The following is a 20,603-nucleotide window of genomic DNA, read 5'->3' as shown; positions in this document are numbered from 1 at the left end:
AAAACGCTCATCCAAATCCCAATTGCAGTAAATAATGCCCACAAATAGCGGGTAAAACACTTGATAACTTCGTTAGCATGTTGATTGTAGAATCATTACTTATCGACGCCCCCGATCTTGTTATCAAGCCTTTTCCCTGCGCGACGTTTGAGCACTTACTGACTATCATTAATGGCATTACACGTCATCAAATCCAAACAGATCGTTTTGTTCAGGCTTTTCACTTGAGAGCTGTGAGATATCGATGATCCGTTTTAGCTCAGGCAAGAGTGGCAAAGCACGCTCCAAAGGCACACTGTAATAAGGGTGCTTCCCATCTTCGTCATTGTGAAACCCCAATTTGAGTTCACCTTGCGCGCTGCGCAGCACCGTCATCTTGACTTGATCAGCCGATGTGATGTCTTTGATACGTACATTTGATAAGGCGTTGAGGTTGACGCTATACAGTTGTTCTTGTGAAGTAATGATACTCTTGGTCGTGAGTGCCATTAAGGCGCCCACTTTGGGTGCTAAGCTCGCGAAATACATACTTTCAGGGGTGAGGTAAAGTAAGGCTTGGTTGGTTTTTTTAATCTCTTCGATTTTTTGAAAATTGTCCCTTTCGGCTTTAAATTCAAGAACATCAATCACCACTTTGGCTTCTAGCTCAAAATGTTGCTGCTGTCTTTCTCGGTAGGCGCGCAATGGCGCCAGGGAGTGGCAATACACCTGCTCTCCATCGCTAAACATCGCTTGCTCATCATCGATATAGACAGACAAGGTCTCGCTTTGTGTTGTTTGCGCGATCGATTCCAGTGAGTGCTTGGCCTCTGGAGTCAGGGCCATATCGATGTCGATGTTCATACCCTTAGGGAGCGCGAAAGGAATGATGTCGTTGTCTCGCTCTATTTGAACGCGGTTGCTGTCTTTGTTGACCTCAAACACTGAGAAAGGGGTGCAGGTATTGGCCAGTTGACATATCGCCAGCGCTTGCTTGGTCTCAATAATTTGCTTGGGGTGCGTCATGACGCTATCAAAGAAGGCCAGATGATGTTCACAAGCGGGCTGCGCGAGGGCGTAGCGAAAGGAGTTCAGTTCGGTTCGCCCTTCCAGCACGACGCCGTCTTGTTGGTTGTCATGACGGAGCTGCAATGAAATCGTTTCTTTTTGGTCGATATGATTGGTTTGGCACAGCCATAGGTTGGCAAAAGCGGTGGCGCTAAACGAGAAAGCGGCGTTGTCCAATGTGCAATCCGACGCTCTGTCCAACGTGGTCATGATGAGCTTCTCCGTCGCGCCGCCAATGAGGTGAAGCGATTTATCAGTGACAATGAAGGTGACAAAGGGGTGCTCGCTGCCTTTTTTGATGCCGCTAACCAGCTCGGTAATGCGTGCGTGTACTTCTGGTTGAAAGTTCAGTGTGTTCATAATGTGTGTCCTTTTGGTTGTGAGGCGTTAAGTATCATGGTGTTCCACCATGTTTGAAATTGCTCTAGAAGAAGTGGATCGGTGACCTCTAACCCCAACGCTATCTTGAGTTGAGTGCGACCGGTGGGGATGATGATTTTATTCGCGGTGTCTTTGGCTGTGAGTAAAGCCGCCTGTATAAAGTCCCATTTATTACTGTCGAGACGTTTTCGGTTTTGATGCAGCGTGATATGACAATGGTATTTGAGCGGTGATTGCTTGAGGGTGTGAAGCGCTTTTTCCACCTTTTGGTTGCATGGGCTAAGAAAGTACAATTGCTTGCCGTTGTTCATTCCCTCGTCATCGCTTTGCGGCGGTTTTTCTTCGAGGTGTAGTTCGCCAAGGGGACGTAGGGCGGTTCGTGCGGCTTTATTCCATTCAATGCCTTGGTATTGCCCAAAGGCGCGCCATGCGTCACTCACCATGGAAAAAGCCAAAGGCGTTTCTTTTAAGCGTTTGATTTGTTCTCGAGTTTCCCACTGAAAACGATAAGGGCGGGTTTGGGCTACACTTGAGACGCCTTTTGTCCAAAGTCCAATCCACTCGTTGTCGTTTGACTCCGCCTTTTGAAGTCGTTCTTGAGCACCACTTGGTTTGCGCTTGCTGCCCAAACGTTGGCTCAGAGCCTCCGCCAGCTGTGCATGAGTAAAGCTCGGCAGGTGGCGCTGCTTTTCAGAGGGTGAAAGCTGGGCGTATTGAGGGCTGAGTCTCATCAGAAGACGAGTGATGTCATTGGAACCTGGTTTCATTCCCCAGAGGTATCTCAGCTCGGCATGTGTGTATTCTCGCTGTTGAGGGAGAAAGGCAGGCGCGACCCATTCCATGCCATGCAGGTAATGCAGTCGAGTTGTCGCATAGTGTTGATGGCCCAGCATTCGACCGATTTCATCAAACAGCAGCATATTGTTTAACTCTGAAAATGAACGCCCTTGCAACCAGTATTGAAATCGTTGCTCTACAACGGATGTTGAGAAGAGAGACGCGGTGACGGGTTGATGCGTTTTATGCCAAGCCTTTGGCGCCGCACCGTTAGCAAGGCAAAGTGCTTGTTGATAGAGCAGCTTGGCGCCACTGTGGCGAAGGTGATGAAAGCGCGCTTTTTTACCGTGTAATTGTTTGAGCACTTTCGTGATAGGCAAAAGGTAGTGGCGCGCTCGTAAATGGATGGACTCGCCTTCAAAGCCAATGAATGGCTCGCTAGGAGGACGGTTGGCTTTGAACGCCAGTAACAACCGTATTAATTTGGCGCCGATTTCGGGCATCACAACCTGAACCGTGCGCGCGTCTCCGCTTTTTGTTTTGCCTTCCTCGGTATTGGTAATGTAGATCGCAAATAACTGACCTTTTTCGTGGGTGCATCGAATATCTTGAAGGCGCAGGCGTAAGAGCTCCCCTCGTCGAAGGGCGCCGTAATAACTCAATAACGCGCTGACACTCGCAAATAACGCCTGCATCGGGGACAGGCTGTGCGTTAATAACTGAGTGACCAGGTGGTGCACCTCTTCAGCGCTAAGAGAAAGGGCATCAATTTTTAGGCTTTGGGTCGGTTTGATGAAAGTCGAGAGATCTAAGTGCTCAGTGATGGATTGCTGAGTGAGAAAACGGAAGAATTGATACAGAGTCCATTTTTCCATTGTCTCGTCTTGGATGAGGCGGTATCGGTCTTTGGCCCATTGTTGCAGGGCTTCCCTGTCATTGGCGATCGAGAGAGGGAGTGGGGTCGTCGACAGTTCATTTTTAAAACTGGTGTAGCGCAGCAAGGTGGCGGGGCTGAGGGTGTTTTTTTTCACGCCGCCAAATTGCTTCAGCTCTTGCACATAATCAAACAATAAGCGGGGCAACAGGTTGTCGGCTTGCCACTCGGGCTGAGTGGGCGCAGCTTGTTGGGGCGTATTGAGCGACTTGATGAGCATGGCGTGAGGCCAGCGATGAAACGGAGTCTCTTGGTTCGCATCTTTGGGTTTTATCTTTGCAAACGATGGCGGCTGATAAATATCTTGCGCTTTGGCTACGCGCGATGAGGCCGCCTCTTGTGGTAACGCACTTACATGGCGCATGGGATCAGAGAAATCTTTTAATATTTCAGGGGGGATGGCGAAGCGATGAAGCCATAAGGTTTGGACAGATTGTTGCCATTGATGAGGGGTAAGCGCTTTGCGCTGCGCAGAGGGATAAAAATCATCGAGTGAGTTGAGCAATCGGTTAAGTGTCACCTTTGGGTTGCCCGGCTCTTGCCGGCACTGCCAGTCATAGAAGGCGCGGGCAGCAAGCGGTGATACGGCGTAGCGCGTAAAACTGACGGGTTCGGTATCATCAAAATACGATAGGTTAACAGGGTGCGTGATGGTTAGGGTGAGTTGATCGCCAATGCGCTCCAGCGGGGTGGGATCATTGAGTCTTTCACACCAAGCGTTGAGCGGCAGAGGCGCCACTTCTCTCATCAAGGTCAACACGGTCCACGCCAAGTTTGGGCTACCTCTGTGCTTGATACGATGCAGGCTCTCTTGTTGGTAATGCAAAGAGATAGCATGGGCCCTTGCACTTTGTTGATACAGCGAGACCAACCACAAGTGTTCATGATCGTTAAATTGTTGCACCTTTACCGGTGGTAAGTCCCAGCCGCACACCTGGTTTAGGTAGTAAAGGGTCTCATCACGCGCCCGTTTTAAGGCTCTTTGCCGGCCTGTTGGGATGCCTGAAATGGCTCGGTTTATCGAGGCCATTTGTGACTCGGTCAATTGGCGTTCATGCTTACTTTCTTGGCCCCTCTCTTGGGAAAGCAGCGTTAAGAAGGCCTCGAAGGCGTCAACTTCAGCGCACGCTAGCGACTGCTGTTGGTAGAAGTGATGGATGTGTTTTGCGGTGTGGCTTTGACGGTTCATAAGGCACGGTCCTTTTTTGAAGGGCAGGGCGTAATGGCAGAGAGCTGCAGCCGCGATGGCCAATGGTTCAAATGCGCAATCAATGTTTGGTTGCAAGCTTGAAAAGCATAAGCGCTGCCAAGGTGTTCACCCAGTTCGCTGTGGCCCATCAGGACATCAATCTGTTGGGTGGTTAAGCGTGGGTGAGTGGCCATCAAGGCGTGTTGGGCAAAGCTGTGACGAAGCTGGTAAGGGACGACTTTTTCTTCGGGGGCCTCCAGCCTTTGTTGAAAGCAATGCTGCCACTGTGCATGCATAAACAACCTCAAGGTTTTTGCTGTGAGGGGGACGGCGACGTTGTTCTCATCAATCAAGTACCATAGGGGCCCCATGGCAGAGGCGCCATTGGGCGCTAAGGTTTGGAGCACGCGCGCTTGAAGTTTAAGGTAAGACTCAATCGCTTGTCGTAAGTAGTTCGGAATATCAATAAGGCGATAGCGTCCCTTGTCTTTGATAAGGGCGCGTTGTAAATCAAAGCAGGCTTCCCGTTCTATCGAGATGTGGTGAGTAGGGCGAGTGCCGGTAAGAAGGACAAATAACAACGCCAGTTCGTAGGTGCGCGCGTTGTAATACTCACGAAGCGCGTCTTGGGAGGCGTTTTTTTCTGGCGCCGTTGCCAGTTGTTGGCGAAGGTGACCAAAGAAGAGACTCAGCTTGGGAATCGGGATCGCGCGCGTAGAGCCAATGGAGATGGGCGGTATTGGAATATAGGTTCGAGCGCCCTCGGTCAGTTCGAGAGTGAAAGCCACGATCGCGCCTGCTTTTTTCAGGTAAGGGGGACGCTCGTTAAGCGTTGTAAAGACGGGAATAAGTGCGCCAGTGGTGGGAAGCCTGACATCACAAAAGGGTTTAATATGACGCTGGTTTATTTGGGGAATGAGTCTCTGCAAATAGCGGTTGTGCGCACAAAAAATCTCATAGCGAATTTGATCGCAGTTCAACATTTGGTAACTCAGTGCACTGTGATGGTGGACTTTCTTGGCGGTGATGAGTTTTTGGGCTGGAAGTGAGAGATAAGGATCGCAATGTGCCATTCGCTCGATGTAGGAATACAAGAGGTCTTTTCGCAGCACAAGTTGGCTTCTGAGCGCCTCCGGCGTGCGTAGCTTTCTCTTTTTTAATCGCCAAAAGAGCTGTTTCTTTTGCATTTTATTGAGGTGAAGCTCCGTGTCATGATGAGTGAGCCAATAGCTAAAGACGGCATTGAGCGCGTCTGGCATGGGTTGCCATAAATACACGGTTTCCTTTGCCAAGGCGCAAGGTATGGCATATTCGACCCATGAAACGCCACCTTCACGCACTCGGCGAAGGTGATGAAGCGCACAATCGACTCGCCCTGAGACCAACACCAGATCGGGAATATCCTGTTCTCTTTCGATGCCAGACAGGTGGCCTGCGATCCATAAATACAGAAAGTAAATGTGATAAAGGTTGAGGGGTGTCGTGGGTTCAGTCAGCACGCCCGACGTCTTGGGTCTGAGTTCATGCAATACATTGGCGATGGCAAGGCCGACGTTATACGCATCGACGGGAACGCCGCCAGCATTGTTGGCTCGGTTGCGCTTTTTTTCATTTGATTGTCTACCCATAAGTAAAATCCTTTAGGCATGATAAAAGTAAGCCGAACGTACGTGATTCGATAATCCGAATGTTGTACGTTTCAGTAAGAAAATAGAGAGTTAAGTGTGATCAGGATGGAACATGATCAAGTCTGCGTGTGAGGTTATCAGGTCCTTGATGGGCAATCCCATCTCAGCGCTGAGTAACAATCAGCAGTACTGCAACACAGCAATACAAGCGGTGTCGCCAGTTAGTGAGCGAGAGTATGAAAGTCTCGCGAGTGACATTGCATGACGCACAAAGAGGTGCGGTCATGGTGCAGTTGAGTGTAAAGGGGACGGCCATTTCCCGTTATTTATAAGGCAGTACCTTAATGGCGAGTTTGAAGCGAGACCGCAATACTTATCTCGCTTAGTGCCAGAACATGGCAATATTGAGTCTAAAGACAACCGTGTACGGCTGTTTTTATAAAGTTAGCCAATGTTCAGTGGTGACGTCAAGCCGTTATCTGTGTTTTATGTGTGATGTCACATTGCATTGCATTGCAATGCATTGCATTTAATCTCATTGCATTTTAGGTGTACCCGCTTCCACTTGAGGGGTTAAGGTCACCAGCATAAATCTTTTGGTGGTAGGGACGACCAAAACGTTAAACGCCTATAAGAGACAATGTAAGCCGATTCAATTCTAATGGTAGAGCGATAGGGATTAATACTCCTTTAGAGGTGTAGTAGTTCAAGCAAGAGCTCTGATTACTGCTTGGGGATCTTTCGCAAGTACATTCAGTAACACTAAAGCAGGACCTCTTGGTGTTCTATCTCCACGCTCCCAGTGACGTAATGTACCTAGACTGATACCAAATGTAGATGCAAACTCAGTCTGAGTCATTGCTACATTATTACGCACCGCTTTAACGTCAACAGAGTCAAACTTGTGAACTGTAGCCTCTTTGTTTTCGCCATCTGCGAATTCAATGGCTTCCATGAGACCTTGCTGGATACTTTCAAATGCATTAGTCATGATTACCTCCCGTAACTGTCTGCAAGTATTTTGGTTAGTTTATTAAGAACATTACATTCAGCTTTAGATAAGTTAGCTTTCTCGCTTTTGCCAAAGAGAGAAAGCATAAACAATGGTATTTCTTCACTATGGTAGTAATAGATAACTCTTACACCACCACTTTTACCACTGCCCTCTTTTGCCCACCTGAGCTTACGAATTCCACCTGTCCCTTGCATTAACACACCGGCTTTCGGGTGCTCTGCTAGATAATTAATGATTTGCTTGTTCTCTTCCTCAGAAAGGAGCTTTTCAACTCGTTTCTTGTATTCGGGTAATTCAACGATTGTATGCATAAATGAAGTGTAAGCCAATGGATTACTTTTTTGCAAGTTTTGATTAAGACACATATCAACGCCGTATTCTTGCGAATCCCCGGTTCTGTCGCAAACTTGAGTCTTTAAGTTAAGGTTTATTTAACGTTGAAAAGCGCTGATTCACTTTGCCAGTTGCGACTGATCTTATGAGTTCGTTTTGGTATCGTTTCTGTTAAGCTCAGAGGACAAAAGCAAAGGTTGTGAGCATCAAAGTGAGGATGAGATGAGCGATGTATTGAAGACAGTGAGTGAGACCGTCAATGATTTACACCAATCAGGCGCGATCGATGAAACGACGTTAAATCAATTTGAAGAGGTGTGTTCAAGACGCCCCGATGCCGCTGAAGAGAAGAAAATACAAGACGTGAAAGACAAGCCCTAGCGAAAATGCGCCGTTTTAAGGCGGCGGCTTTCGATACGTTAATGTGAGTAAAAGGTAAGCCTTCGTGTTAACGAGTCGGGCGGTTGTTATCCCGTTGCTTTTCACACCAAGCGATGATGTTATCGGCTTTTAATGTTGCCCAGCCTAGCAACAGCATCAATACGATCAACGTCCAGCCGGTGACATTGAGCCAAGAAGGAACCTTATCACTGACCGCGATAAAGGGAGTCGTCATTAACAACGCACTGAGAATTGGGGCTAACATGATGTTGTCCTCTTGATGTAAGCGCCTATCACCAACGCTCGATTTTCACTGAAGGTTACCTGAGGGCCGAGTAACCACCTAACAAAATGAGATTAGCATAGCGGCCTAACGGCGCAAGTTTTACCCTACACGAGTCTTTAGTTTTGATTTGCTTGTTGCTATTAGTTTATTCAACATTGGGCCTATGAGATGAATACTTCCAAGTGCCAGAGCTTAGTGTGTTCTTCGTCATCGTGACGTGCTTCAGAGTTAAATCACAATCGCTTAAACCAAAATAAACACAGAAAAAGGGCCCAATCTCAATATGAGGTTGGGCCCTTTTTGCGTTTTGCTTAAGAAGTTTTGATTTGAAAGCTCGTTCATTGAACGTGCTTTCTGGAAACTAAACTATTAATACACTTCTAATCACTAGTAGACTTTTTCTGGAAGGTTACGCAAACTTCTAATCCAGCTGGTGATGCGCCAAACATAGCTCATAGCTACAGTGTATGAAGCAAAACAAATCATAAACAGGATGAACATGGTCGATTCAGCAATTTCTAGGAACTCTCCGTAGATACCGAAGCCAGCGAAGCTACTTGCGATGGCACAAATGATGGCCAGGGTTTGTCGCGATGTAAAACCAAGGCGTTGGAAGATGTGGTGTAGGTGCTCTCTGTCGGGCTTGAAAGGGGAGTCACCGCGGCGTACGCGTCTGAACATGATGGCAGCCATGTCCATCAGCGGAACAGCAATTAACCACAGTGCAGTAATCGGTCGCATCATAGCTTCTGATGGATCTTGGCTTGTGCCCAGCAGTAACCAAATCACAGTAAAGCCAATCATCATGCTGCCAGCGTCGCCCATAAAGACCTTACGCTCCCGCCCAAGAATGCCTAAGTTCATTAAGATATAAGGAATGGTTGCGACAATGAACACCACGCATAAATACGCTAAGCCATGTTGGCTGTCGACTTGAAGTAAAACGGCGATACCGCCAAAAGTTACAATAGCAAGCCCACCTAACAATCCATCAATGCCATCGACCATATTGAACGCGTTAATCGCACCAATCACAGCGAGTATGGTTACTACAGGGCTCAGGAAGCCTAAATGCAGGTCGCCAGTACCAAACAGGTTACCAATGTTATCTAATCGAATGTCGGCGAAATACATCATGCCGATGGAGAGAATTGCTTGCACCACCAGTCGTATTTTGAAGCTAATGTCGAATTTGTCATCAAGCGCCCCGATAATAATAAGAGCAATAACAGAAGCTAAAAAGAGTGGGCTATGCGGGATGACGTCTGGATGGGTAACGATGAATTGGCCAATGGTTAAGCTGATCGCTATACCACCTACCAATGGGATCGCACCAGTGTGTAACTTTCTCTCATTCGGTTTATCCACTAAGCCAATGGATTTTGCCACTTTTCTCATCAAAAAGAGTGAGGAAAAGGAGAAGAAGCCAACAAATGATAGCTCTAATAACATAATGAACTCTAGCCAATTTTTTGTAGGAGTTTATTTGCGTGTATCTTACGCTAAAACTATCAATATGTACACCTGGTTGAGTATGTTTTGTTCTGTGCATTTTGAATGTGACATTTGGTTTTAGTATGTAATTGAACGTTGATTAAGAATGGTGGCTACGATGTTTTGGCTAGTATTATTGCTTAAGCTTTGTAGGTGCCTTAAACACAAAATGACGCTTTTTTTCACATTCGATCATCCTACCTGCGCCCTTTCTTGATCTTCCACTACAGTTTTGACTGTAAACTGTAGTAAAATTACGCTAATTTGTTTTTATACCGATTTATTTTGAATTGAACGAGGTCAGTCCTATGTCAGCTAAGAAGCCAATGGCTCTAGTGATCCTTGACGGTTACGGTTACCGTGAAGACAACCAAGACAACGCTATCGCGAACGCTAAGACTCCAGTTTTAGACGGTCTTATTGCTAACCAACCTAACACGCTAATCTCGGCTTCTGGCTTAGATGTAGGCCTACCTGATGGCCAAATGGGTAACTCTGAAGTGGGTCACACCAACATTGGTGCGGGTCGCGTGGTATACCAAGATCTTACTCGTATTACTAAGTCAATTTCAGACGGCGAATTCGGCCAAACTGAAACGCTGGTTAACGCTATCGATAAAGCGGTGAAAGCTGAGAAAGCGGTTCACATCATGGGCCTTATGTCTCCAGGTGGCGTTCACTCTCATGAAGATCACATCTACGCAGCTGTTGAAATGGCAGCAGAACGTGGCGCAGAGAAAATCTACCTACACGCATTCCTAGACGGCCGTGATACGCCGCCACGTAGCGCAGAAAACACACTGGCACGTTTCCAAGAACTGTTCGCTAAGCTAGGCAAAGGCCGTGTGGCTTCGCTTATTGGTCGTTACTACGCAATGGACCGTGATAACAACTGGGATCGCGTTCAAGAATCTTACGACCTGCTGACTCAAGCAAAAGCAGAATTCACGTTTGATACAGCGGTTGCTGGCCTAGAAGCGGCTTACGCTCGTGATGAAAACGATGAGTTTGTAAAAGCGACTGAAATCAAAGCAGAAGGCGAAGAGTCTGCCGCTATCGTAGATGGCGATGCAGTTATCTTCATGAACTACCGTGCTGACCGTGCTCGTGAAATTACACGTGCATTCGTTCCTGATTTCGATGGTTTTGCTCGTAACGTATTCCCAGCGATCGATTTCGTGATGCTGACTCAATACGCAGCAGACATCCCGCTTCTATGTGCATTCCCACCGGCTTCTCTAGAGAACACTTACGGTGAATGGCTATCGAAGGAAGGTAAAACGCAGCTACGTATCTCTGAAACAGAGAAATACGCGCACGTTACTTTCTTCTTCAATGGCGGTATCGAAGACGAGTTCGAAGGTGAAGAGCGTCAACTTGTTGCTTCTCCAAAAGTAGCAACTTACGACCTACAGCCAGAAATGAGCGCACCAGAGCTAACTGAAAAGCTTGTTGCCGCAATCAAAGGCGGCAAATACGACGCTATCGTTTGTAACTTCCCTAACTGTGACATGGTTGGCCACACTGGCGTTTACGATGCAGCAGTTAAAGCGGTAGAGTCGCTAGACGAATGTCTTGGTAAAGTGGTTGAAGCAATCAAAGAAGCGGACGGCCAACTGCTAATCACAGCTGACCACGGTAACGCGGAAATGATGGTAAACCCAGAAACGGGCGGCATCCACACTGCACACACTAACCTACCAGTGCCACTTATCTACGTAGGTAACAAAGACGTTGAGTTCAAAGAGGGCGGTAAGCTGTCTGACCTTGCACCAACGATGCTTTCTTTGTCTGGTATCGCAATCCCTGCTGAGATGTCAGGCGATGTGATCGTTAAGTAATCACTTAACTTTCATCGAATACTAGAACGGCTACGCGTGAGTGTGGCCGTTTTTTGTATCTGGAATTTGAGTATAGATGCGGGATGCGAGTAAACGGGATACGAAGAGCTTAAGGGCAGGAATTGGGTAAGAAAAACATGCAGGGGAGAACAGAAGGGCACGACCTTAAACAAAAGACGAAAAGAACAGTCTTGATGAATATCGAAAGAGTGACATTGCTTGAATGATTAGGTAGCTTAAGGCTCATACTATACTTATCTTTTACCTTATCTCTAGGCTGTTTATATGAACTCAAACCCAGACCGCTGGAAGCAACGACTGCAAAACTTAATGAAAGCGCAGCAAAGGCTTGAGAGAGCGTGCTCACAAGATAGCTACAATGAGTTAGAGCTCGCTGGGTTAGTACAAACTTTTGAATTTTCTTTCGAACTGACATGGAAGACCCTTAAAGACTTACTTGAGTTTGAAGGATTTGATGTGGCTTCGCCGAGGAGCGTTTTTCGTACGGCCTTAGAAGCTAAGCACCTGTCTTCGGAGCAGTGTGAGATTATGCTTGAAGCACTCATAAAACGAAATTTATTGTCCTACACCTATGATGAGGAAAATGTCCTTGAAGCTCAGTCACTGATCTTAGAGTCATTTTCACCAGTGATAGGGCAAGTCACACTCTATTTAAAGCTTAAATGTGATCAAGAGGGTCAATGCGAACAAGAGGTTAAATGTGATCGATAGTTATTTGGTTAAACCAGACTCGGTCGGCCTTAAGCCTCATCAGTATCAGTTGATTGAGGATATTGTTTTGAGTCATGCCGCAGTCATTCATGCCTGGGTATTCGGTTCTAGAGCCCTTGGAACTTATAAAGATAACTCCGACATCGATATTGTTATCGAGGGGCATGGGATTTCGTTAAGTGTCGTCGCAGGCTTGCAAGATCGTTTAGAACAATCGTCACTTCCGTTCAAGGTTGACTTGCTCGTTAAACATAGAATTACATCGAATGAGCTACTTGCCCATATTGACACTTATGGGATTAAACTAAAGTAACCGAACGTATTATTATCAGCGTAACGGTGATGTTGATTCTTGAACCGATTGTTTACGTTTTGCCAGTTTATCTCGAATCTGAGTACCTGAATTGACTCGGTCATGTTTTTTATCATCAATAGAAAACGATAATAGTTTCATTGGCGCTATAGCTCCATCTCTACGCTTTCGATCTTCATAAGATTCAATCGTATCAGTGAACATTACCATCACCTCTTTGTATGAAATTTTAAATATAGACTATATGTTGTCTGGTGATAATGGCGCTTCTTGATGGTGAAACTTTATATTATTGATCTAGCGAGGTAAGGCTTATTGCGTTCTATCTACAACCGAACGCTCAAAATCCAGTAACCACTCTTTGCGGTTCATGCCGCCGGTGTAGCCGGTTAATGTGCCATTTGCGCCGATGACTCGATGGCAAGGTACAACAATACTAAATGGGTTCTTGCCATTTGCACCACCCACAGCTCTTACTGCTTTTGGGTTGTCCATTCTCTTTGCTTGTTCACCGTAACTGATGGTTTCGCCATAAGGAATGGTTGTTAAAGCCTGCCAAGCTACTTTTTGAAACTCAGTGCCTTTTATCGCTCTTAATGGCAAATCGAATTCTATTCGTTGACCTGCGAAGTACTCATCTAACTGTTTCGCTGCCAGTTGGCAAAGGTCATCTGGATTGCTAGTCATTAGCTCTTCGTGATTTACATGGTCAATTTCAATAAGCGACACACCATTGCTCACAATGATCATCTTGCCAATTGGTGCGTCATAAAGCATTTTGTAAGTGGTGTCTTCCATGTCATCTTCCTTCTTTTAGTCTTTTTCTGCTCTCAAGCTCTTCGAATCTCGTATCTGTTTTTGAGGCTCTTCGCATCCCGTTTACCCGAATCTCGCATCTGCTCTTAAGCTGCTTGAAATTTGATTCATGATGCGCAACACGCTACACTCTCTGTATGATTAAAACATTCAAGCATAAAGGTCTCAAAAAGTTTTTTGAGACTGGCAGTAAAGCCGGTATTCAAGCTAAGCATGAGCGTAAGCTTAGGATGCAGTTGGCAGCTATAGATACTGCAACCATTATTGATGATGTTGATCTACCTGGCTTTAAGCTTCACCCATTAAAAGGGGATAGAGATGGTATTTGGTCCATCACAGTAAATGGTAATTGGCGTATTACTTTCGAATTTATTGATGGTAATGCCTATATTTTAAATTATGAGGATTATCACTAATGAGTATGCACAACCCTCCTCACCCAGGTGAGTTTATTTATGACCTATATATGGAACCGTTTGGTTATAGCTGTCGTTTTGTTGCAAAGCAGCTTGATGTATCCCCTTCTACGCTGAATCGTGTTCTTAAAGGCCAAAGTGCAGTTTCTCCTGAAATGGCTTTACGTCTTTCTAAGTCACTGGGTAGAACCCCGGAGAGTTGGTTAACAATGCAGGATCACTATGATCTGTGGCAAGCAAAACAGAACGTTAATCTAGCGAAGGTAAATACGATCAACTTTGCTCTAGCGACATAAATATAACGAAGATGGACTAAGCGCTGCGTAGTCAGCGTTTGTCTTTCAGTTTTTGGTTTGTACTATCCCTCTTCGTATCCCGCATCTGCTTTAGCCCTCACACGAAGTGCAAAGCAATACCCTGAAATACCACCCATGATGTTCCCCAAGGCTAAACCAATAAACAACCCTTCGACACCATCAATTTGGCTGCCTATCCACGCAAAGGGCAAGGTAAACACAAACAAACGCATGAAGCTCCATTGAAAGGCTTTGAGTGGTTGATGCATGGCATTCATTCCACTGATCAGCATCATCACAATACCTTGGAATCCATAGCTAAAGGGGACGACCAACAAGTAATGCCACAAAATGCCTCGTACGGATTCTTCTTGAGAGAACAGGGCAGCTAAGGGGATGCTCAACGGCACCATCATTAAGAAAATCAAACCTTGGAACATCACAGCAAAACGCATACTGAGAAACAATGCCTTAAAGCTGCGTTGAGAGTTGTTTGCGCCAAAGTTCTGCGCCATGAAAGGCGTAAGGGCTGAAGTCAGAGACATCAACACAATGATAAGAATGGATTCAATACGCTGAGCAGCACCATAAGCAGCAACGGCTTCGGTTCCCTGTTTGGCCAACATCATCATTATGATGGCACCCGCTAATGGATTGAGCGCATTGGACAGTGCCGCAGGAGTGCCGATAGTCAGTATTTGATACCAATCGCTAAGGATGTTTTTGATATTCGGTAAAGCTAGAAGCTTTTCTCGTTTAATCAAGATGTACAGCGAGCAACACAAAGCGCCAAACCAACTGAAACCACTTGCAATTGCAGCACCTTGAATCCCTAGTTCAGGGAAGGGGCCGTATCCAAAAATAAGCAAAGGGTCGAGAACGCCGTTGATTAACCCTGCCAGCATCATGATTTTAGCAGGCGTTTTGGTATCGCCACTGGCACGAATAGCGCTGTTGCCTGCCATTGGGATCACTAATAGGGGAATGGTGATATACCAGATCAGCATGTACTCAGAGATCAGAGGCAGTAACTCCGCTTCGGCACCCAATAAAGTAAATAAGGGGTCGAGGGAGATAATGCCAACAGCGGAAGCGCAGCAGACCAGAAGTAGCGCGAGTAATAATCCATGGCAGGTAAAGCGTGCTGCATTTTGTGCGCTGCCTTGGCCAAGCAATCGACCGATACATGTCGATAAGCCAATACCAATCCCCATGGTGATGCAGTTGATGGCAAAGGTGACTGGAAAGGTAAAACTCACCGCGGCTAAGGCTTGGGTGCCAAGCAATGAGATGAAGAAAGTATCGACGAGGTTAAACATCAAGATCGCCACCATACCGAATATGGTCGGTATGGTCATGGTACGCAATGTACTCTCAATTGGGGCAGTTAATAGCCCGTGCTTATCTTGCATGCAAAACGCCGATAGAAACCAAAAGCGTAGGATAAACAGATGCGGGATACGAGTAAACGAAAAGCAGGGAAAGATGAGGGGTGAGAATCTGCACTTTAGCTCACAATTTTTTCGTTCCCCCCTTGGGATCTTTCACATCGCCCCCAACATATTGTTTGACCCACGCTAATCGTGGCAACTATCAAAATTTAAATGGAAATTATCAGGAGATAAGACCGATGAATATCCGTCCTCTACATGACCGAGTTATCGTTGAGCGCCAAGAAGTTGAATCTAAATCTGCTGGTGGCATCGTTCTAACTGGTTCTGCCGCAGAAAAATCGACTCGCGGTATCATTCTAGCTGTTGGCAAAGGCCGCATTCTAGAAAACGGTTCAGTGCAACCGTTGGACGTAAAAGTTGGCGATACCGTTATCTTTGCTGAAGGTTACGGCACGAAAACTGAAAAAATCGACGGCAAAGAAGTTCTGATTATGTCTGAAAACGACATCATGGCGATCGTCGAGTAATCTATTTTTCATTTAACTCTCAGTAAAAGTTATCAGAGCCAGTATTGGATGATTCATATCGTCATTCCAGAAATGAGGAACGAATTATCTGGAATCTAAACAGAGTGCGATTTGAGTAGATTCTGAATCACGTTCGTCCCTCACTGTTCAGAATGACGCGATAACGCTGAGACGCCCCGAAACAAAGAATTTGAAAGGAAATTAAGATGGCTGCTAAAGACGTTAAATTTGGTAATGACGCACGTATTAAAATGCTAGAAGGTGTAAACGTTCTGGCTGACGCAGTAAAAGTAACGCTAGGTCCTAAAGGCCGTAACGTTGTTTTAGACAAATCATTTGGCGCACCAACGATCACTAAAGATGGTGTTTCAGTTGCACGTGAAATCGAACTTGAAGACAAGTTCCAAAACATGGGCGCGCAAATGGTTAAAGAAGTGGCTTCGCAAGCGAATGACGCGGCGGGCGACGGTACGACTACAGCAACAGTTCTTGCTCAAGCAATCATCACTGAAGGCTTAAAAGCCGTTGCTGCTGGCATGAACCCAATGGATCTTAAGCGCGGTATCGACAAAGCAGTTATCGCTGCAGTTGAAGAGCTAAAAGGCCTTTCTGTTCCATGTGCAGATACAAAAGCTATCGCGCAAGTAGGTACTATCTCTGCGAACTCTGATTCGACAGTAGGTAACATCATTGCTGAAGCGATGGAAAAAGTAGGTCGTGATGGCGTAATCACGGTTGAAGAAGGTCAGGCTCTACAAGACGAGCTAGACGTAGTTGAAGGTATGCAGTTCGACCGTGGTTACCTATCTCCTTACTTCATCAACAACCAAGAAGCGGGTTCTGTTGATCTAGAAAGCCCATTCATTCTTCTTATCGACAAGAAAGTTTCGAACATCCGTGAACTTCTTCCGACTCTAGAAGCGGTTGCTAAGGCATCTCGTCCACTTCTTATCATCGCTGAAGATGTAGAAGGCGAAGCGCTTGCAACTCTAGTTGTGAACAACATGCGTGGCATCGTTAAAGTGGCTGCTGTTAAAGCGCCTGGTTTCGGTGACCGTCGTAAGTCTATGCTGCAAGACATCGCTATCCTAACTGGCGGTACGGTTATCTCTGAAGAGATCGGCCTAGACCTAGAGAAAGTAACGCTAGAAGACCTAGGTCAAGCTAAGCGTGTAACTATCACTAAAGAAAACTCAACCATCATCGATGGCGCGGGCGAAGAAACAATGATCCAAGGTCGTGTTTCTCAAATCCGTCAACAAATCGAAGATGCAACGTCTGACTACGACAAAGAGAAACTTCAAGAGCGCGTAGCTAAGCTAGCTGGCGGTGTTGCAGTAATCAAAGTAGGCGCTGCAACTGAAGTTGAGATGAAAGAGAAGAAAGACCGCGTTGAAGATGCACTTCACGCAACTCGCGCTGCCGTTGAAGAGGGTGTGGTTGCTGGTGGTGGTGTTGCACTTATCCGCGCTGCATCTAAAGTTGCTGGCCTTGAAGGCGACAACGAAGAGCAAAACGTCGGTATCCGTGTTGCACTACGTGCAATGGAAGCGCCTATCCGTCAAATCACGAAGAACGCAGGTGATGAAGAATCTGTTGTTGCTAACAACGTTCGTACTGGCGAAGGTAACTACGGTTACAACGCGGCGACTGGCGAATACGGCGACATGATTGCAATGGGTATCCTAGATCCAACTAAGGTAACTCGCTCTGCACTTCAGTTCGCAGCGTCAGTTGCTGGTCTTATGATCACAACAGAAGCGATGATCACTGATAAGCCACAAGATTCTGGCCCTGCAATGCCTGATATGGGTGGCATGGGCGGTATGGGTGGTATGGGTGGCATGATGTAATCATCCCCCTTTCTCTATAGCAGAGAAAGTCACACATAAGCTTTAGAAAACGGAGACTTCGGTCTCCGTTTTTTTGCTCTTAAGCCTTATTTATTCGCATCCCGTATCTGTATTTCAGCTTCACCATCACCCTTTTTTCCAAAGCTCCTTGGTCAGCCTGCCTTGTGCGTAAACTGTTGTTCATCAATTTTTTGCAGCATCATGTCACGCTTAAATGGTTTTGGAAGATAATCGTTCATTCCACACTCGAAGCAACGTTTAATATCATCATCGAGCACGGATGCCGTTAAAGCGAGGATATGTGTTGCCTGAAGTTGCAGGTTTTCTTCATAGCGCCTGATTCGCTCTGTTGCCTCAAAGCCATCTACATTCGGCATCATGCAGTCCATCAAGATAAGGCCGATGTCTTGATGATGCCCTTTATATAAATCAATCGCTTCTTGTCCATCATTGGCAACCCAATATTCAATCCCTAACTTATCTAAATTGATACATACCACCTTTTGGTTTACGCGGTTATCTTCAACTACGAGGACTTTTTGACGTACAGTCGCTTCTATCGGCTCAGGTTGATGTTGAGGGGGTTGTGGCTGTGACCTTTCAAGCACGGAGTTCAACATGCTACTTAAGCGGGAACCGAGCATAGGAAGAGTCACATAGCCTGAGATAAAATGACACTCACTCATAGGATCACTAAGATTATCTTTCACTATGATGATTTTCACCTCTGGTGCTAAGCGATGCAGTGTTTTGGCTTGGTTAATATCTTCCATCAAAGCGATCTCTGGGAGGTCAGTTGCCGCCAAGTTTGTTTCGATTGATTTTAGTTGTGGTGAGTAACCAAGGCGGAACAAGTCATCGAGTAAAAGTTTCGATGGCGCATCTGAATAATAGACAACGGTTTGTTTACGATTTTTATGTTCAGAATGATCTGATGGCACTACGGTTAATTGGAAATGAAAGCAACTGCCCACGTCTTTCTCTGACTCAACGTTTATCGAGCCTCCCATCATTTCCACCATACGTGACGAAATACTAAGCCCTAATCCGGTCCCCGCAATATTGGAGGTGATGTTGGTATCTTCTTGGCAAAACGCTTTGAAAATGTGCTCTTGTTGGTCTGCTGCGATACCAATACCCGTATCTCGAACAGAAAACTCGACCACACACTCTGTTTCCAATGATGGAAGCCGTTTAGCGGTGAATACGATAGAGCCTTGTTCTGTAAATTTGATCGCATTTGAGGCTAAATTCATCAACACTTGGCGAATTTTATTCCCATCAACATGAATGTACTCTGGGAGCTCGCCATCAATTTCAACTTCCAACTTAATCTGCTTTTGATAAGCTTTAGAAGAAATCAGAGTCACGCTATCAAACAGCAGCTCTCTTAAGTCTGTCGTATGTGGATTAATTTCCAGTTTACCCGATTCAATTTTGGACAGATCGAGAACATCGTTGATCAACATAAGTAAGGTTTGAGAAGAGGTATAGATAGTCCCAAGGCAGTCTTTCTGTTCTGCGGATAGTTTGGTTTCTGCCAGTATTTCTGACATACCAATCACGCCATTAAGCGGTGTCCGTATCTCATGAGACATATTGGCAAGAAAGGCACTTTTTGCACGGTTTGCTTGTCGTGCTTTCTCTTGTGAAACAATCAATTGAGTTTCAAGTTGACTGGCACGCCACACAACATAAAGCAGCACCAGTAACGTCACCCCTCCTAATGCGGCTGTCGATAAGTAGCTGTACAACTTTATCTGCGTCAGGCTCTCTGCGATCTGCTTGGGTGTTTCGGTGAAAAGTAAGTTGAGCTCATCTTCAACATGATAAATACTGCTGGTGAGTTCTCCTTTGAGGCCGCTATCAGAGCTGTACCCGACACTCTTTAACCCTCGCTGCAATCGCCAAAAGTGGCGTTTAAAATTATTAAACGAAGCTAATGCACTGATCGTTCGGGAATTCTGTTCTATTTCATCTTGGATTTTGAACAATGAATCGACAATCTTATCTAATGTTGTCTGATCAAAATCGGTAAAGAACTGATACATGAGATCTTGTGTTTCTAAAGTCAATTCTTCAAGCTGCACATTATTGGATTCATGTACGAAGCGCTCAAGTGTCAACGCTGCATTTTTTAGTTTCTCAATGAGCCCAATTTGGTCCCTCTTGCCATGTATGCTGACTAACTCAAGGGCTAATAATGTAAAGGCGGTGTGGTACTCGTCGAGATACTCGACAACTTTGGCATAATTAAAAGAAATATTGAGGTCGCTTCGTACGATTTTCCCATCGATCTCAGCCAGCTTTTCGATCAGCTGACTTCGCTTTATATTGAGTTGTTCTTGAATCTCTGGTTGCCTTGTGGAAACAAACTGCTGCTCTTGTCGTCTGACAGAGAGCATAACGCTATAAGCTTCAGAAAGACTGAGCTGGAGATTAATCATGTCCTGCTCTTTGTTCTTCAGAGCATGGCTAACATAGATATAGAGGCCTAAAAATAACACGATAGCCAAAAAACCACGCGAAATAATCGCTTTAATGGTCTGTTTATTCGTAGGTTCCTTAACCATGCTATTCCCACTGTTTCATATCGTTCTGTTCCTATATTAGAATTTAGTTTATTTTCAGAATTTTACGAACATTAGTTTTTGAATACCTGAGGTCTGTTGAGCTTTTATCAATAAATTTTTTAGGATGACATCGCTTTAGATGCGGCAATAAGTGTGTGGGCTATAAGCTTGTGAAACATGTTGATTTTCTCGCCTAGATTTTTGTTTGGAATAATAAGCTTTAGAGCGGAGGTTTCGGTCTCTGTTTTTTTTGCTTTTCGCATCTCGTTCACTCGAATCCCGCATCTGCTCTTAACCATTGCTCTTTATGATTTAGCGGCTTATATTCAACAGTACAGTTATTACATTGATTTAACATGGCTAGCTGTTGAATAAAG

General features: G+C 45.6%; 19 protein-coding genes. 8 read left to right on the top strand and 11 right to left on the bottom strand.

The window, feature by feature from the left end:
• Window positions 1–177: 177 nt before the first annotated feature.
• The 5 genes from F0229_RS03420 to F0229_RS21840 form a co-directional block, all read right to left on the bottom strand.
• Window positions 178–1,407 (bottom strand): hypothetical protein, encoded by a 1,230-nt coding sequence (locus F0229_RS03420; RefSeq protein WP_171732232.1) that lies wholly within the window; start codon window positions 1,405–1,407, stop codon window positions 178–180.
• On the bottom strand, window positions 1,404–4,328 hold the full coding sequence (locus F0229_RS03415) for a hypothetical protein (RefSeq protein WP_171732231.1): 2,925 nt from the start codon (window positions 4,326–4,328) through the stop codon (window positions 1,404–1,406). Before F0229_RS03415 ends, F0229_RS03420 begins: the two co-directional genes overlap by 4 nt.
• On the bottom strand, window positions 4,325–5,956 hold the full coding sequence (locus F0229_RS03410; RefSeq protein WP_104216290.1) for a site-specific integrase: 1,632 nt from the start codon (window positions 5,954–5,956) through the stop codon (window positions 4,325–4,327). The genes F0229_RS03415 and F0229_RS03410 overlap by 4 nt, the downstream gene beginning before the upstream one ends.
• Window positions 5,957–6,662: 706 nt before the next feature.
• Window positions 6,663–6,947 (bottom strand): NadS family protein, encoded by a 285-nt coding sequence (gene nadS / locus F0229_RS03405; protein WP_017067989.1) that lies wholly within the window; start codon window positions 6,945–6,947, stop codon window positions 6,663–6,665.
• A 2-nt stretch (window positions 6,948–6,949) separates the two neighbouring features.
• Complete coding sequence (locus F0229_RS21840; RefSeq protein WP_253820968.1) at window positions 6,950–7,336, bottom strand: type II toxin-antitoxin system RelE/ParE family toxin; 387 nt, start codon at window positions 7,334–7,336, stop codon at window positions 6,950–6,952.
• 190 nt (window positions 7,337–7,526) lie between these two features.
• Here F0229_RS21840 and F0229_RS03395 point away from each other — a divergent pair, with 190 nt between their 5' ends.
• The gene (locus F0229_RS03395) at window positions 7,527–7,685 is read left to right on the top strand and encodes a hypothetical protein (RefSeq protein ID WP_170962346.1); all 159 of its coding nucleotides are present in this window, start codon (window positions 7,527–7,529) and stop codon (window positions 7,683–7,685) included.
• A 67-nt stretch (window positions 7,686–7,752) separates the two neighbouring features.
• Here F0229_RS03395 and F0229_RS03390 read toward each other — a convergent pair whose 3' ends face one another.
• On the bottom strand, window positions 7,753–7,950 hold the full coding sequence (locus tag F0229_RS03390; RefSeq protein WP_171732230.1) for a hypothetical protein: 198 nt from the start codon (window positions 7,948–7,950) through the stop codon (window positions 7,753–7,755).
• A gap of 408 nt (window positions 7,951–8,358) precedes the next feature.
• A complete protein-coding gene (gene wecA, locus F0229_RS03385) occupies window positions 8,359–9,423 on the bottom strand; it encodes a UDP-N-acetylglucosamine--undecaprenyl-phosphate N-acetylglucosaminephosphotransferase (protein WP_171732229.1) in 1,065 nt (354 codons plus the stop codon).
• Window positions 9,424–9,773: 350 nt separating this feature from the next.
• On the opposite strand from wecA, the gene gpmM reads away from it, so the two are divergent.
• The 3 genes from gpmM (at window position 9,774) to F0229_RS03370 (ending at window position 12,351) form a co-directional block, all read left to right on the top strand.
• Window positions 9,774–11,306, top strand: coding sequence for a 2,3-bisphosphoglycerate-independent phosphoglycerate mutase (gene gpmM / locus F0229_RS03380; RefSeq protein WP_017060549.1), 1,533 nt, complete (start codon window positions 9,774–9,776; stop codon window positions 11,304–11,306).
• A gap of 285 nt (window positions 11,307–11,591) precedes the next feature.
• A complete protein-coding gene (locus F0229_RS03375; RefSeq protein ID WP_102320020.1) occupies window positions 11,592–12,038 on the top strand; it encodes an HI0074 family nucleotidyltransferase substrate-binding subunit in 447 nt (148 codons plus the stop codon).
• Window positions 12,028–12,351, top strand: coding sequence for a nucleotidyltransferase family protein (locus F0229_RS03370; RefSeq protein ID WP_017067158.1), 324 nt, complete (start codon window positions 12,028–12,030; stop codon window positions 12,349–12,351). The genes F0229_RS03375 and F0229_RS03370 overlap by 11 nt, the downstream gene beginning before the upstream one ends.
• Before the next feature lie 15 nt (window positions 12,352–12,366).
• Here F0229_RS03370 and F0229_RS03365 read toward each other — a convergent pair whose 3' ends face one another.
• Both F0229_RS03365 and F0229_RS03360 read right to left on the bottom strand, forming a co-directional pair.
• On the bottom strand, window positions 12,367–12,555 hold the full coding sequence (locus F0229_RS03365; protein ID WP_171732228.1) for a prevent-host-death protein: 189 nt from the start codon (window positions 12,553–12,555) through the stop codon (window positions 12,367–12,369).
• Between the two features lie 108 nt (window positions 12,556–12,663).
• Window positions 12,664–13,149: a methylated-DNA--[protein]-cysteine S-methyltransferase gene (locus tag F0229_RS03360; protein WP_136975775.1), complete on the bottom strand. Its 486-nt coding sequence runs from the start codon at window positions 13,147–13,149 to the stop codon at window positions 12,664–12,666.
• A gap of 155 nt (window positions 13,150–13,304) precedes the next feature.
• On the opposite strand from F0229_RS03360, the gene F0229_RS03355 reads away from it, so the two are divergent.
• Window positions 13,305–13,583, top strand: coding sequence for a type II toxin-antitoxin system RelE/ParE family toxin (locus tag F0229_RS03355; RefSeq protein ID WP_017067997.1), 279 nt, complete (start codon window positions 13,305–13,307; stop codon window positions 13,581–13,583).
• Entirely contained in the window at window positions 13,583–13,879 is a 297-nt protein-coding gene (locus F0229_RS03350) for a HigA family addiction module antitoxin (protein WP_017067998.1), read from the top strand. Before F0229_RS03355 ends, F0229_RS03350 begins: the two co-directional genes overlap by 1 nt.
• Before the next feature lie 62 nt (window positions 13,880–13,941).
• Here the strand turns inward: F0229_RS03350 and F0229_RS03345 are convergent, their stop codons facing one another.
• A complete protein-coding gene (locus tag F0229_RS03345) occupies window positions 13,942–15,291 on the bottom strand; it encodes an MATE family efflux transporter (protein WP_017067999.1) in 1,350 nt (449 codons plus the stop codon).
• A gap of 218 nt (window positions 15,292–15,509) precedes the next feature.
• Between F0229_RS03345 and F0229_RS03340 the strand changes: the two genes are divergently transcribed.
• Complete coding sequence (locus tag F0229_RS03340; protein ID WP_010433998.1) at window positions 15,510–15,800, top strand: co-chaperone GroES; 291 nt, start codon at window positions 15,510–15,512, stop codon at window positions 15,798–15,800.
• Between the two features lie 206 nt (window positions 15,801–16,006).
• Complete coding sequence (groL, locus tag F0229_RS03335; RefSeq protein WP_171732227.1) at window positions 16,007–17,653, top strand: chaperonin GroEL; 1,647 nt, start codon at window positions 16,007–16,009, stop codon at window positions 17,651–17,653.
• A gap of 152 nt (window positions 17,654–17,805) precedes the next feature.
• On the opposite strand, the gene F0229_RS03330 is transcribed toward groL, so the two are convergent.
• Complete coding sequence (locus tag F0229_RS03330; protein ID WP_171732226.1) at window positions 17,806–20,226, bottom strand: ATP-binding protein; 2,421 nt, start codon at window positions 20,224–20,226, stop codon at window positions 17,806–17,808.
• Between the last annotated feature and the right edge of the window lie 377 nt (window positions 20,227–20,603).

The sequence above is a fragment of the Vibrio sp. AIC-3 genome (assembly GCF_013114515.1).
Lineage (GTDB): Bacteria > Pseudomonadota > Gammaproteobacteria > Enterobacterales > Vibrionaceae > Vibrio > Vibrio crassostreae_C.
This window is presented reverse-complemented; position numbering and strand designations above follow the sequence as displayed.

Excerpts from the sequence above, each read along its gene's own strand:
- F0229_RS03420 (WP_171732232.1), bottom strand. The coding sequence starts at position 1,407 with ATGAACACACTGAACTTTCAACCAGAAGTACACGCACGCATTACCGAG.
- F0229_RS03415 (WP_171732231.1), bottom strand. The coding sequence starts at position 4,328 with ATGAACCGTCAAAGCCACACCGCAAAACACATCCATCACTTCTACCAA.
- F0229_RS03410 (WP_104216290.1), bottom strand. The coding sequence starts at position 5,956 with ATGGGTAGACAATCAAATGAAAAAAAGCGCAACCGAGCCAACAATGCT.
- nadS (WP_017067989.1), bottom strand. The coding sequence starts at position 6,947 with ATGACTAATGCATTTGAAAGTATCCAGCAAGGTCTCATGGAAGCCATT.
- F0229_RS21840 (WP_253820968.1), bottom strand. The coding sequence starts at position 7,336 with ATGTGTCTTAATCAAAACTTGCAAAAAAGTAATCCATTGGCTTACACT.
- F0229_RS03395 (WP_170962346.1), top strand. The coding sequence starts at position 7,527 with ATGAGCGATGTATTGAAGACAGTGAGTGAGACCGTCAATGATTTACAC.
- F0229_RS03390 (WP_171732230.1), bottom strand. The coding sequence starts at position 7,950 with ATGTTAGCCCCAATTCTCAGTGCGTTGTTAATGACGACTCCCTTTATC.
- wecA (WP_171732229.1), bottom strand. The coding sequence starts at position 9,423 with ATGTTATTAGAGCTATCATTTGTTGGCTTCTTCTCCTTTTCCTCACTC.
- gpmM (WP_017060549.1), top strand. The coding sequence starts at position 9,774 with ATGTCAGCTAAGAAGCCAATGGCTCTAGTGATCCTTGACGGTTACGGT.
- F0229_RS03375 (WP_102320020.1), top strand. The coding sequence starts at position 11,592 with ATGAACTCAAACCCAGACCGCTGGAAGCAACGACTGCAAAACTTAATG.
- F0229_RS03365 (WP_171732228.1), bottom strand. The coding sequence starts at position 12,555 with ATGTTCACTGATACGATTGAATCTTATGAAGATCGAAAGCGTAGAGAT.
- F0229_RS03360 (WP_136975775.1), bottom strand. The coding sequence starts at position 13,149 with ATGGAAGACACCACTTACAAAATGCTTTATGACGCACCAATTGGCAAG.
- F0229_RS03355 (WP_017067997.1), top strand. The coding sequence starts at position 13,305 with ATGATTAAAACATTCAAGCATAAAGGTCTCAAAAAGTTTTTTGAGACT.
- F0229_RS03350 (WP_017067998.1), top strand. The coding sequence starts at position 13,583 with ATGAGTATGCACAACCCTCCTCACCCAGGTGAGTTTATTTATGACCTA.
- F0229_RS03345 (WP_017067999.1), bottom strand. The coding sequence starts at position 15,291 with ATGCAAGATAAGCACGGGCTATTAACTGCCCCAATTGAGAGTACATTG.
- F0229_RS03340 (WP_010433998.1), top strand. The coding sequence starts at position 15,510 with ATGAATATCCGTCCTCTACATGACCGAGTTATCGTTGAGCGCCAAGAA.
- groL (WP_171732227.1), top strand. The coding sequence starts at position 16,007 with ATGGCTGCTAAAGACGTTAAATTTGGTAATGACGCACGTATTAAAATG.
- F0229_RS03330 (WP_171732226.1), bottom strand. The coding sequence starts at position 20,226 with ATGGTTAAGGAACCTACGAATAAACAGACCATTAAAGCGATTATTTCG.